General features: G+C 66.4%; 11 protein-coding genes, 2 tRNA genes and 1 other RNA gene. All 14 read right to left on the reverse strand.

What is annotated here, in order from left to right; all coding sequences use genetic code 11:
- Window positions 1-46: 46 nt before the first annotated feature.
- On the reverse strand, window positions 47-640 hold the full coding sequence (tsf, locus tag KJ554_11720) for a translation elongation factor Ts (GenBank protein ID MBU0743003.1): 594 nt from the start codon (window positions 638-640) through the stop codon (window positions 47-49).
- A 103-nt stretch (window positions 641-743) separates the two neighbouring features.
- Window positions 744-1,547, reverse strand: a complete 804-nt coding sequence (gene rpsB, locus KJ554_11725; GenBank protein ID MBU0743004.1) for a 30S ribosomal protein S2 — start codon at window positions 1,545-1,547, stop codon at window positions 744-746.
- 213 nt (window positions 1,548-1,760) lie between these two features.
- Complete coding sequence (gene rpsI, locus KJ554_11730) at window positions 1,761-2,150, reverse strand: 30S ribosomal protein S9 (protein MBU0743005.1); 390 nt, start codon at window positions 2,148-2,150, stop codon at window positions 1,761-1,763.
- 46 nt (window positions 2,151-2,196) lie between these two features.
- Window positions 2,197-2,637 (reverse strand): 50S ribosomal protein L13, encoded by a 441-nt coding sequence (rplM, locus tag KJ554_11735; protein ID MBU0743006.1) that lies wholly within the window; start codon window positions 2,635-2,637, stop codon window positions 2,197-2,199.
- A gap of 222 nt (window positions 2,638-2,859) precedes the next feature.
- On the reverse strand, window positions 2,860-3,948 hold the full coding sequence (gene mtnA, locus KJ554_11740) for an S-methyl-5-thioribose-1-phosphate isomerase (protein MBU0743007.1): 1,089 nt from the start codon (window positions 3,946-3,948) through the stop codon (window positions 2,860-2,862).
- Window positions 3,945-4,535 carry a septum formation protein Maf gene (gene maf / locus KJ554_11745; protein MBU0743008.1) on the reverse strand — a complete coding sequence of 197 codons (591 nt, stop codon included), beginning with the start codon at window positions 4,533-4,535 and terminating at the stop codon, window positions 3,945-3,947. Before maf ends, mtnA begins: the two co-directional genes overlap by 4 nt.
- 53 nt (window positions 4,536-4,588) lie before the next feature.
- Window positions 4,589-5,047, reverse strand: coding sequence for a D-tyrosyl-tRNA(Tyr) deacylase (dtd, locus tag KJ554_11750; GenBank protein ID MBU0743009.1), 459 nt, complete (start codon window positions 5,045-5,047; stop codon window positions 4,589-4,591).
- A gap of 28 nt (window positions 5,048-5,075) precedes the next feature.
- On the reverse strand, window positions 5,076-7,256 hold the full coding sequence (locus KJ554_11755; GenBank protein ID MBU0743010.1) for a bifunctional (p)ppGpp synthetase/guanosine-3',5'-bis(diphosphate) 3'-pyrophosphohydrolase: 2,181 nt from the start codon (window positions 7,254-7,256) through the stop codon (window positions 5,076-5,078).
- Entirely contained in the window at window positions 7,253-9,232 is a 1,980-nt protein-coding gene (gene recJ, locus KJ554_11760) for a single-stranded-DNA-specific exonuclease RecJ (GenBank protein MBU0743011.1), read from the reverse strand. The genes KJ554_11755 and recJ overlap by 4 nt, the downstream gene beginning before the upstream one ends.
- A 25-nt stretch (window positions 9,233-9,257) precedes the next feature.
- An RNA gene (gene rnpB, locus KJ554_11765) (RNase P RNA component class A) lies at window positions 9,258-9,618 on the reverse strand.
- 406 nt (window positions 9,619-10,024) lie between these two features.
- A complete protein-coding gene (locus tag KJ554_11770) occupies window positions 10,025-10,699 on the reverse strand; it encodes a ribonuclease HI family protein (GenBank protein ID MBU0743012.1) in 675 nt (224 codons plus the stop codon).
- 83 nt (window positions 10,700-10,782) lie between these two features.
- Window positions 10,783-10,859: transfer RNA gene (locus KJ554_11775), tRNA-Val, on the reverse strand.
- Window positions 10,860-10,883: 24 nt separating this feature from the next.
- Window positions 10,884-10,960, reverse strand: a tRNA-Ile gene (locus KJ554_11780).
- 62 nt (window positions 10,961-11,022) lie between these two features.
- Window positions 11,023-12,678 carry an RNA polymerase sigma factor RpoD gene (gene rpoD / locus KJ554_11785; protein MBU0743013.1) on the reverse strand — a complete coding sequence of 552 codons (1,656 nt, stop codon included), beginning with the start codon at window positions 12,676-12,678 and terminating at the stop codon, window positions 11,023-11,025.
- Window position 12,679 lies beyond the last annotated feature (1 nt).

Genomic DNA, 12,679 nt, shown 5'->3' on the forward strand with positions numbered 1-12,679 from the left:
CAAAAAAAGGGCCCGGACCCCAGCGGCCCGGGCCCCTTGCAAATCGTTATCCGCCGATCTCGAAACGGACGAATCGCTTGATCTCCATGTTCTCACCGAGAGACCCGATCTTCGACTTGACGAGATCCATTATCGTCATGTCCGGATCCTTCACGAACTTCTGTTCCAGCAGACAGACCTCAGCGTAGAACTTGTCTATCTTACCCTGAACGATCTTGTCAATGATATTGTCGGGCTTGCCCTCTTCCCTCATCTGGGCGCGGTAGATCTCGGTCTCCTTCTCCACGACGGCGGCGTCGATCGACGCGCGGTCGAGGCCCTGCGGCCCGGTCGCCGCGATGTGCATGGCGACGTCGTGCACGAAGGCCTTGAACTCGTCGGTGCGTGCCACGAAGTCCGTCTCGCAGTTGATCTCGACCAGGACGCCGATCTGTCCGCCGGGATGGATGTAGGATTCCACGAGACCGTTGGCGGTGGTGCGGCCGGACTTGCCGGCGGCCTTGGCGATGCCCTTCTTGCGGAGATGGTCCGTGGCCTGCTCTATATCGCCCTCGCATTCGATCAGGGCCTTCTTGCAGTCCATCATGCCCGCGTTGGTCTGCTTGCGCAGATCCGCGACCATCTTGGCGGTGATATCCATGTTCGCCTCCCGTACCAGCCGGCGATCCGGCGACGTCAGGTGTTTGGGGGAAAGTCGACCTTCGGGCCGGCCCGTCCGTCGGGGCGGACGGGTCGCTGTCGGCTCACTGGCCGATGGCCTCTTCGCTCTTGCCGCTGTCCACGTCGTCGAGTGTCACCTTGGTGGGTTTGGCCACCTCGGGAGCGTCCGGCTGCACCTCGACCGCGACCTCCTCGCCCTCGGTGCGGGCGGAGCGGCCTTCGGCAATCGCATCGGCGACGACCCGAGCGTAGAGCGATATGGCGCGGATCGCGTCGTCGTTACCGGGAATCGGAAAATGCACGATGTCGGGATCGCTGTTGGTGTCCACGATGCCGATCACGGGTATGCCCAGCTTGTTGGCCTCGCGGACCGCGGTTTCCTCCTCGACCGTATCGATCACGAAGACCGCGGACGGCAATCCCTTCATGGTACGGATGCCGCCGAGGTTCTTGTTGAGCTTCTCGAAGCTGCGGTTGATCTCGAGCTGTTCCTTCTTGGAGAACTGTTCGATCTTGCCCGTGTTGCGCAGGCTCTCGATCTCGTCGAGCTTGGCCACGCGCTTGCTGATGGTCTGCCAGTTGGTGAGCATGCCGCCTAGCCAGCGCTCGGTCACGTAGGGCATGCCGCACCGCTCGGCCATGTCGCGCACGGCGACCTTGGCCTGCTTCTTGGTGCCCACGAAGAGCACGGTGCCGCCCTTGCTGGCGACTTTCTGCAGGAAATTGCTGGCGTTCCTGATTGCCCGGAGCGTCTTCTGCAGGTCGATGATATAGATGCCGTTGCGGGCGATGAAGATGTAGGGACGCATCTTCGGGTTCCACTTGCGCGTCTGATGACCGAAGTGGACACCGGCTTCGAGCAGATCCCTCAAGCCGATTTCTGCCATGGTATCCTCCAGAGTGTGGTTGGACCTCCCCGGTCTTCGACGAACGTGACGAACGCTCCAGGAGCGCCACCGGCCCCGTTCTCCAACCGGGTGCGTGATCGGGGGTGCAGCCCCCCGTGTTGACCAGGCTTTCCTTGAAAACCGGACGCGGTCCCGCCTCGCATCCGGCCGCGCAGCGGCCGGCACGGGACCCGATCCAGCTCCAGGCAGTGCCTAGCGCTTCGAGAACTGGAAACGCTTGCGGGCGCCGGGCTGACCGTACTTCTTGCGTTCCACCATGCGGGCGTCGCGCGTGAGGAGTCCGGCCTTGCGCATCGCGACGCGGTACTCCTCGTCGGCGGCGACCAGGGCGCGCGCGATGCCGTGGCGCAGGGCGCCGGCCTGTCCCGTGACGCCCCCCCCCTTGACGGTGGCCCAGATGTCGAAGGCCAGGTCCTCCGCGAGGGCGTCGAGGGGCTCGTTGATGGCCTGGATGCGCGTCGCGTCGAAGTACTCCTCCGCCGGCTTGCTGTTCACCGTGATCTTGCCGTTGCCGCCGGGCGTCACCCAGACACGGGCGACGGAGGTCTTGCGGCGGCCGGTCGCATAGAATCTCTCAGACAAACTCTCTACCTCCTCCCGCCGGGGGCCGGCGGGACCGGATGTGCGTTCAGGACACCTCGGGCAATTCGTAGACACGCGGCTGCTGCGCCTCGTGCGGGTGCTCGGCTCCTTGATAGACGCGCAGGTGCTTGAGCTGCTGGCGCGCCAGTCGGTTCTTGGGCAGCATGCCGCGCACCGCGTTGGTCACCACGAAGTCGGGGTGCTTTTCCATCATCTTCTTGATCGGGATATCCTTGAGACCGCCGACGAAGCCGCTGAAACGATGATAGGACTTCTGATCCGCTTTCTGTCCTGTCAGCTGGACCTTCTCGGCGTTGATGATGATCACGCTGTCGCCCATATCCAGGTGCGGCGTGAACGTGGGCTTGTGCTTGCCGCGCAGCAGGATCGCGATCTGCGTGGCCAGACGGCCGAGGGAAACGCCCGCGGCATCGATCACGAGCCACTCCTTGGCGATCTCCGCCTTCTTCATGCTGTAGGTCTTCAAGACACTGCCTCCAAGCTTGCCGGCTTCGCCCGGGTCGAGCGACGGGATACGGTCTGCCGCATACACCGGCGAACCGTCTCTTCACATGGCGCGGGAAAACGACTCCGGGCCGTTGTGCGACCGCCCGGCTTCCCCGGGATATACGCAGAAAACGCACGGATACGACTATTTGCAGTATCCGCAAGCGTAAGGGAGGAAATCTAGCAAATGGAGCGTCAGATGTCAAGTTGCCGAGTCGACCCTCAGGACGGATAGCGACGCCTCGCAGGGAGGCGTCAAGACCCCGTGCTCGGTGATCAGCGCGGTCACCAGAGCGGCCGGGGTGACGTCGAAGGCCGGATTCCACGCCTCCACGCCTTCGGGCGCCGTGCGCTCCGACCCGCAGGAGGTTATTTCCGCGCCGTCGCGCATTTCCACGACGATGCCCTCGCCGTCCGGCGTGCCGTGGTCGTAGGTGGAATAGGGCGCGGCCACGTAGAACGGCACGCCGTGCGCGCGGGCCATGACCGCCAGGGGATAGGTGCCGACCTTGTTGGCCACGTCGCCGTTGCGGGCGATGCGGTCGGCGCCGACGATGACGGCATCGATCCGTCCGGACCGCAGCAGCCCGCCAGCGGCGCCCTCGCAGAGCAGCGTCACGGGAATGCCCCGGACCTGCAGTTCCCAGGCGGTCAGGCGCGCGCCCTGGAGCAGGGGGCGCGTCTCGTCCGCGAACACGCGCACATGCTTGCCGGCCTCTACGGCGGCGTACACGACGCCGAGGGCGGTGCCGTAACCTCCGGTGGCGAGACCCCCGGCGTTGCAATGCGTGAGCACGCACGCCTCGGCGGGCAGGAGTGCCGCCCCGGCCTCTCCCATCCTGCGGCACAACGCCACGTCCTCGTCGCGGATCGACCGTGCCTCGCGCTGCAGCGCCTCGCCGATCGTCGCCACGTCCGCTCCGCCGGCGGCGAGGTTGTGCGCCAGGGCGGACTGCCTGTCCAGGGCCCAGAAGAGATTCACGGCGGTGGGACGCGTCGCCGCGAGACGGTCGCGGTCTCGTGCCAGGTTCGCTAGCGCCGCGGCCGTATCGCCCCCCCCCTTGCGGGACAGGTCCCACGACAGGGCCGCGCCCCAGGCCGCCGCGATGCCGATGGCCGGCGCGCCGCGCACGACCAGCCCGGCCACGGCGCCGCAGAGCGTCGACACGTCGCCGCAGACGTATTCCGCCAGTTGCGCGGGCAGACGGGTCTGATCGATGAGCACGACCGCTCCGCCGCGCCAGACGACCGTCGGGAAGGGAAAGGGCGGTCCCGGGTCTTCGCCGCTCATCCGTCCTCCTGAACGGCCGTGGTGCCCGCGGCGGCCCGCAGGGCGTCGCCCAGACGGGCCAGGGGCAGGCCCATCACGTTGAAGTAGCAGCCTTCGATGCGCCGCACCATCATGGCGCCGTAGCCCTGGATGCCGTAGGCCCCTGCCTTGTCCATGGGCTCGCCGGTCGCCACGTAGCGTCGGATCGTTTCCGGCTGCAGGGGCAGGAATTCCACCGCGGTGCTCTCGGCGCAGGTCTGGGGTCCGCCGGCACCGCCGAGCAGCGCCAGGGCCGTGATGACGGTATGACGCCTTCCCTGCAGCAGCCCCAGCATGCGCGCGGCGTCGTCCGGGGAGATGGGTTTCTCCAGCACGTTCCCGTCGAGCACGACGATGGTATCCGCGCCGAGCACGAGCCGTCCGGGGTGCGCGACGGCCACGGCCTCGGCCTTGGCCAGGGCCAGGGCGATGGCGTAACGCTCCGGATCTTCGCTCCCGACGCGTTCGGCGATCCCGGCCTCGGCGCCGCCGGCGACGCGCACTTCGCAGGGGATGCCGGCGATCCGCAGCAGCTCGGCGCGACGCGGTGATGCCGAAGCCAGCACCAGCGGGGGACCATCCTGCCACGCGATGAAGGGAGATACGATCACGGCGGGATCCTTCACGATGGGACGGGTTCGGCGTCGCGGTCCACGATCAGCGTGACCGGGCCCGTGTTGACCAGGGAGACTTCCATGCGGGCGCCGAACCGGCCTTCGGCCACATCGGGCCAGCACGCCCGCAGGATCCCGCCGAAACGCGCATAGAGTTCGGCCGCGACCTCGGGCGGCGCCGAACCGATGAAGCTGGGCCGGTTGCCCTTGCGGCAATCGCCGTAGAGCGTGAACTGGGGGACGAGCAGTATCCCCCCGCCGACTTCTGCCAGAGACAGGTTTATCCGCCCCTGCGCGTCGTTGAACAGGCGCAGGTTGACGAGCTTGCGCGCCATCCAGGCGAGTTCGGCTTCGCCGTCGCCGGCTGCGAAGGCGGCCAGGACAAGCAGGCCGCGGCCGATACGGCCCGTCACTTCGCCGTCTACCCTCACCTCGGCGCTGGCGACCCTCTGCACCACGCATTTCACCGTCGCGCCTCCCTGCAGCCCGGTTTCATCAGTCCACCTGGTACCTTTCGACCTGCTGTACGTTGGGTACGCGGCGTACGGCCTTGAGCACCTTGTCCAGGTTGTTCAGGTTGCGCACCTCGATGAGCAGGGTGGCGCGGGCCAGTTCCGCGTCGGTCTGGAAGTCGCCGCTGCGGATGTTCACGCCCACCTTGTGGATGGCCTCGCTGAGATCCGCCAGCAGGCCCTTGCGGTCTAGACCCGTGATGGTGAGCTTGACCATGAAGATCTGATCGGCATCTACATCCCAGGTGACCTCGATCAGGCGCTCCTGGTCCGCATCCTGGAGATTCGAGCAGCCCATGCGGTGCACGGACACGCCCCGGCCGCGCGTCACCACGCCGACGATCTCGTCGCCGGGAATCGGTTCGCAGCAGCGCGCATACCGCACCATGAGATTGTCCAGCCCCTGGATGCGCACGCCCGACACCCGGCGTCGCATGAAGGTGGCGTAGATATCCTTGCCCATGTCCACGAGCTTCTGGGGCGACTTCTTCTCGCTGGGATCGAGCCGGTTGAGGATCTTCGCGTGCGTGAGGTCCCCGGCGCCGACGGCCGCCAGCAGCTTGTCCAGTTCGGAATAGCCCAGCTGTTGCCCGAGTTCCTCGAGGTCGCGGTCGATGTCGACATCGAGCTTGCGCTTGCGTATCTCGCGCACCAGGATCTCGCGTCCCAGCTTCACGCTGTCCAGGAACTGGGTGGATCTGATCCAACGCCGCACGTGATGCCGCGCCTTGGCGGTCTTGACGATCTCCAGCCATGACGTGCTGGGGTGTGAATTCCTGCTGGTCAGGATCTCCACGCTGTCGCGGCTCTGCAGCGGCGTGGCCAAGCTGACGATCCTGCCGTTGACCTTGGCGCCCGCGCAGTGCAGGCCCACCTCCGAATGGACCTCGAAGGCGAAATCGAGCGGCGTGGCGCCCTTGGGCAGCTGGAAGAGATCGCCGCGCGGGCTGAACACGAAGACCTCGTCCTGGAAGAGGTCGATCTTCATGTTCTCCATGAACTCGCGCGGGTCGGCCACGTCCTCCTCCCACTCCATCATCTGCCGGAGCCAGTTGACCATGCGGGAGAAATCGATCGACTCGTTGGCGCCGCCCTCCTTGTAGCGCCAGTGGGCGGCGATGCCGATCTCGCTGCGCTCGTGCATCTCGTGGGTGCGGATCTGGATCTCGAGGAACTTGCCGCCGGTCACCTGCACCGTGGTGTGCAGCGACTGGTACATGTTGGCCTTGGGGTTGGCGATGTAGTCCTTGATCCGGTCCTGCAGGGGCGTGAACATGCTGTGCACGATGCCAAGGGCGTGATAACAGTCCACCTTGGTCTCGACCAGGATGCGCAGGGCGTAGAGGTCGTAGACGCGCTCCAGGGGCACGTTCTGGGACTTCATCTTGTTGTAGATGGAGTAGAAGTGCTTGGGACGCCCTGATATCTCGGTCTTGATGCCGGCTTCCGACAGGGCGTCCACCAGCGGGCGCCCGATCTGCTCGATGACCCTCTCGCGCACGGTGCGGCTCTGCTTGACGCCCCGTTCGACCTCGAAGTAGGCGCTGGGATCTAGTACCTTGAAGGCCCGGTCCTCGAGTTCCCACTTGACCTTGGCCAGGCCGAAGCGGTGGGCCAGCGGCGCGTAGACATCCAGCGTCTCGCGCGACATCCCCTGCTGGCGATCGGGGGACAGGAACTCCACGGTCCGCATGTTGTGCAGGCGATCGGCGAGCTTGATGAGCACGGTGCGCGGATCCTGCGCGATCGAGAACACCAGCTTGCGGTAGTTCTCCGCCTGGCGGGTATCGGGACTGTGGGAGCGGATGTCGCTGATCTTGGTGACGCCGTCGACCATATGCACGACCTCTTCACCGAATCTCTCGCGCAGCTCATCCAGGGTGACCCCGGTGTCCTCGACCACGTCGTGCAAAAGGCCGGCGACGAGGGTGTCCACGTCCAGACGCAGGTCCGCGAGAATGCCGGCCACGGTCAGGGCGTGGGTGAAGTAGGGCTCGCCGCTCTTGCGCAGTTGACCGGCGTGGGCCTCGTTGCCGAACCGGAAAGCCTGCCAGAGACGGTCGCGGTCCCCATGCGGATTGTACACGCCCACCTTGCGCACCACGGCGCGCATCATGGCGTCGAGATCGACCTCGCCGACGCGGTGTGAGATTCCTTCGCTCATGACGCATCCGCCGGTGTGATGTCGATCAGCTGCTGCTGGACGGGGTCCACCGCGGTGCCGCGGCGCGGGCGCCAGGTATTCGGCTCGAGCCTGAATAGGATGTCCCAGCGCCGGTCGATCAGGTCGCGGGCCCTCCCCTGCTCGCTGTTGACCATTTCCGCCCATGCCTGGCCGCTGCCGAAGCTGATGAATTCGCGGGACAGGGACGGCGTACCGCCTCCGCTCGGCCTGTCGGGACCCCGGAAGGTGAAGCGCAGGTGTTCGCCGGCGCGCCCGAGCATGTACGGCAGCCGCGCCAACCGGAGGCCGTTGCAACGGAACACGGGGGAACGGTTGCCCTCGCCGAAGGGGGCCAGCAGTGCGATTTCGCATGTCAGCCGGGCTATCTCGTCCGTGTCCATCTCTGTCAGCGACAGCATCAGATCGTAGACCTCGGGTATGCCGCCGTTGCCCGGATCCGCACGCAACGTGCCCAGGAAGGCCTCGCGGAACGCGTCAAGGTCGGACGTGCGCAGGGTCATGCCGGCCGCCTGGGGGTGGCCGCCGAACCTGATCAGCAGGTCCGCGCAACGGTCGAGCGCGGCCTTGATGTCGATGTCCGGCACGCTGCGGGCGGAACCCCTGGCCTCCCGGCCTTCGAGGGAGAAGAGGATCGTCGGCACGTTGAATATCTCGACCAGACGCGCCGCGCTGATGCCGATGATGCCGCGGTGCCAGTCCGCCGAGCCCAGGACCAGGCCCGGGTCGCCGCGTTCCGCGTAGGGACGCGCCTGCGCCACGGCGTCCACCTTGACCTGCATGTCGGCCTGTTTGCGCCTCTCGTTGGTGTCGTCCGCTTCCTTGGCCAGGCGGCGGGCCTCCTCGACATCATGGGTCAGCAGGAGATCGAGTGCCGTCTGGACGCGGCCGATGCGCCCGCAGGCGTTGAGCCGCGGCGCGACCTGATAGGCGATGTTCGTGGCGGATACGGGGAAGCCGCCGTCGAGGCCGGCGATCGACAGCAGGGCCGCCACGCCGGGGCGGACGGACGAGTGGTCGCGGATACGTTCCAGACCGCGCAGGACCAGGACGCGATTCTCGCCCACCAGGGACATCTGGTCGGCGATGGTGCCGAGGGCGGCGAGGTCGATCACGGTGAGCGGGAAATCGGGAGGCAGGCAGCCGGGAACGGCGGCGACCAGGGCCTGCACCAGCTTGAAGGCGACCGCGGCTCCACATAGCTCGGGATTGGGATACCGGTTGCCCTCGCGACGCGGATTGACCAGCGCCACGGCCGCCGCCGGCCGCTGGTCGAAGAGGTGATGATCCAGGACGACGACGTCCATGCCCAGATCGCGCGCCAGGCCCAGCTCCGCGTGCGCCGCCGAGCCGGTGTCCACGGCCACCAGGAGATCCACCCCCTGCGCGCCCCACTCCGCGAGCTTGTGCCTGGCGATACCGTACCCGTCGCCGATCCGATCCGGCACGAAGGGCGGGGTCGGCCGTGCGCGATTCCCATCGACGACGAGATTGACGAAGAGCTCGGCGAGGATGGCGGTGCCGGTCAGGCCATCGACGTCGAAGTCCCCGTGGATGGCTACCTTTTCCCGGCGCGAGGCGGCACCGAGCAGGCGCGCGACGGCCGTGTCCATCTCGTCGAGCAGCAATGGATCGTGCAGATGGTCCAGGGTCGGGTAGAAGAACTGTTCCAGCTGTTCGGTACTGGTCTGCCCGCGCGCTGCGATCAACGCCACCAGGTGCTCCGAGGCGGGGCCGGGCAAGGGCAGGGCACGTCTGACGGACTCGAGCACAGCCGCCGTGGGCACGGCGGTCGACGCCCAGGCGCGGCGCGTGAACAGGCCGGCGGGAGCGGCCTTCTCGACGCGTCGCGCCGAAGTCGCACGGCTCGGGCCGGATCCGTCGTCGAAGTGCATCTCGAACTGCAACTCATCCTCCGTCGGATACAACCCGGCGACACCGGAGGGGGTGTCGCGCATCCCTCCCGTTGCCGGGTTTGTCGCGTTCGGGAAGCCGGTCGTAAGCCGGGTCCTGTTGCCGCGCGGGCGGCGACGACCATGTATCTGGGATCGACGTTGCCGCCGACCTCAAGCGACCTACCCGGGAGTCGAGCGAGGCGGGCCACCTCATCCTCCCCTATATGGTCTTGCTCCAGGTGGGGTTTACCATGCGGCGCCTGTCGCCAGGCGCCCGGTGAGCTCTTACCTCACCTTTTCACCCTTACCGCGGCGCGAGGCCGAGGCGGTATGTTTTCTGTGGCACTTTCCGTAGGATCACTCCCCCTGGGCGTTACCCAGCACCCTGCCCTGTGGAGCCCGGACTTTCCTCGAACCCGGTCGGGTCCGCGGTCGTCTCTCCGACTTCCCGTCTCCATGATAGACCTTCCCGGCGCCCATGTCACGTCTGCGGATATGCCCCGAATGGGATGTGTCGAAGATCCTGGATGATGGGCCGGGAGCCCTGGTTCGACATGCTTCTGGGGGGACGCTCGTCGCCGCCCTCCTGGCTGCGCGGCCCTCCAGACGACCCCGCAGAAGCGTGTCGAACCAGGGGTCCCTCCCTCACCAGGATATCGAACACCCCTGCCAGGGTATATCCCGAGACGTGGGGTGAGAGGGATACCGGACGGGGCGTCTGGAGGGGGTCGGAGCCAGGAGGGCGGAGATCCCCGGAAGCCGAGCGAGGAGCCGACAGGAGGTCGGCGACGATCGCCCCCGGCCGGTGTCCCTCTCACCCCACGTCTCTTCATGGACATATCCTGGTCAGGAGTTTCAGATCTTGTTGTCGAGGGCGAGGTTGGCCAGCCGGTCGGCGAGCTTGTTGTGGTCGCGCCGGACGTGCCGGATGGTCACCTTGTCGAGGGAGCGCATCAGGCTGATGACCTGGCGGTAGAAGGGCAACAGATCCTGGCTCTTGACCCGGTACTGCCCGGACAGCTGGCGCGCCACGAGTTCGCTGTCGAGGTTCAACAGCACGCGCCGCACGCCCCAATCGCGCACGAAGAGCAGGGCGCGGAGCACCGCCTGGTATTCGGCGGCGTTGTTGGTCGCCCGGCCGATCTTCTCCGCGTGGCAGCAGAGCTTCTCGCCGCCGTGCTGCCCGAAGACGATGCCGATGGACGCGGGGCCGGGGTTGCCGCGGCTCGCGCCATCGGTCCAGATCTCCAGCACCTGTTCTCCCCGAGCGGGCAGCGGGCTCTCCCCGAGTCCGGCCGCGGGGAGGAGCGACGCCGCCTCTTCGCTGAGTGTCTCTTCCGCGGCCGCCCGCCTCACGGGCGCGGAGGATGGCGCGGCGTCCGTCTCCAGGTCGCGTCGCCACTGCTTGAGGCGTTTCTTGAGATCACCGGGCGTGAGACCGCATTCACGCGCGAGTTGACGGAGGTTATCGCTCTTCTCCAGCGTCCGCAGGAGTTCGCCGAGGGTCGCAGGCTGTTGTTGATCCGACATCTCAGCGCCCTCCCGGGGCGGGTTGCGAGCCACGCCGGACGTTAAGAAAGGGTGCTGTGGCACCCTCTCGACGGCATGGGAAATGGTGGGCGATACTGGACTCGAACCAGTGACCTCTCGCGTGTGAGGCGAGCGCTCTAGCCAGCTGAGCTAATCGCCCTACCCTTCCGCTCGAGTCCGGTAGTGGTGGGCCCACCAGGACTTGAACCTGGGACCGACCACTTATGAGGCGGTTGCTCTAACCGACTGAGCTATGGGCCCTCCGAACTCGGCGCAGAACGATAAGGGCTGCCCTGCACCCGGTCAAACCAATTATGACCGGATCAGACTATCTCGGTATAGCCCTTCAGCTTCCGGCAACGGCTGGGATGCCGCAGCTTGCGCAGGGCCTTGGCCTCGATCTGCCGGACCCGTTCGCGCGTGACCTTGAAGATGGTGCCCACCTCCTCGAGCGTGCGCGGCGTGCCGTCGCCCAGCCCGAAACGCAGGCGGATCACCTTTTCCTCCCGGCGGGACAGCGTGCTCAGGACCCGGTGCAGCTGATCCTTGAGCATCGCGTGGGCCGCAACGTGCGAGGGCGAGAGCGCGCCGGTGTCCTCGATGAAATCGCCGAGGCTGCTGTCCTCGTCCTCGCCGATGGGACGGTCGAGCGAGACCGGCTCCATGCTGGCCTTGAGCACCCCGCTGACCTTTTCCATGGGCATTTCGAGGCAATGGGCGATCTCCTCCGGGGACGGGTCCCGCCCGAGTTCCTGGACCAGCTGCCGCTGGGCGCGGTTGACCTTGTTGATGGCCTCGATCATGTGCACCGGCACCCTGATGGTACGCGCCTGGTCCGCGATGGCGCGCGTGATGGCCTGACGTATCCACCAGGTGGCGTAGGTCGAGAACTTGTACCCCTTGCGGTAATCGAACTTCTCGACCGCACGCATCAGACCGGAGTTGCCCTCCTGGATCAGGTCCAGGAATTCCAGGCCGCGGTTGGTGTACCGCTTGGCGATGCTGATCACCAGCCGGACGTTGGCTTCGATCATCTCGCGCTGGGCGGTGTCGACCTCGCAACGACCGTTCTCGATTTCCTGCGCCAGCCCGGCGAGGCGGGCGGTGGGCAGGCCGACCTCCCGCTCCACCTCCGTGATCTGCTTCTTGTAGCCGCGCGTGGAAGCACCCGATTTCTCGCCGGCGCTCTCCTTCTCGATCCGGGTCTTGAGATCGCGGACCTTGTTGTCCACGAGCAGCAGCCGGTTCGACAGGTGGTCGATCTGCTGAGGCGAGAGATGCAGGCCGACGAAAGTGTCGATTATCTTGCGCTCGCGGGACTGGACCATGCGGGTGAGCGTGGCGGATCGCGTGGGGTTCTTGCACTTGTGGAGCTCCGCCTTCTGGCTGACGAGCTCGGCCTGCCATTTCTCGATGCGGTCCACGGCCCGCAAGATGCGCTGGCCCTCCTTGCGGGGAGAGTAGTGCACGTTCCAGGTGCTGCTGTCGTGCTGGACCACCTCGTCCACGAGGATGTGCTCCTGGCAGAGCTGTTCGGCGATGCGGCGCAGCTCCAGCAGGGTGAGCTTGGTCCGCACGGTGGCCCGCAACACCGAGAGCAGACCCTCCTCCATGCGCTTGGCGAGATCGACCTCGCCCTGCCTCGTCAGCAGCGGCACGCGTCCCATCTCCCGCAGGTACATCCTCACGGGATCGTCGTACTTCATGCTGCTGCGTTGGGCCTTGCGCTGGGCGGCCGTCCGGCGCTTCAGCCTCTCGGTTTCCTTGCGCCGCTTGCGCTTCGCTTCGGCTTCGTTCTCGTAGACGTCGATCTTCACCTCGAGCAGCTTATCCAGCACCAGCTCGTAGAGATCGACGATCTGCTCCTCCTCGCCGATCAGTTCGTTGACCTGATCCAGGAGAATGTATCCGCCGTTCTCGCTGGCCTGCTTGCGCACTCTGTCGACGATGGTCTCGAGCTTCGCATTGACCTTGGACAAT

Source organism: bacterium, assembly GCA_018814885.1.
Lineage (GTDB): Bacteria > Krumholzibacteriota > Krumholzibacteriia > LZORAL124-64-63 > LZORAL124-64-63 > JAHIYU01.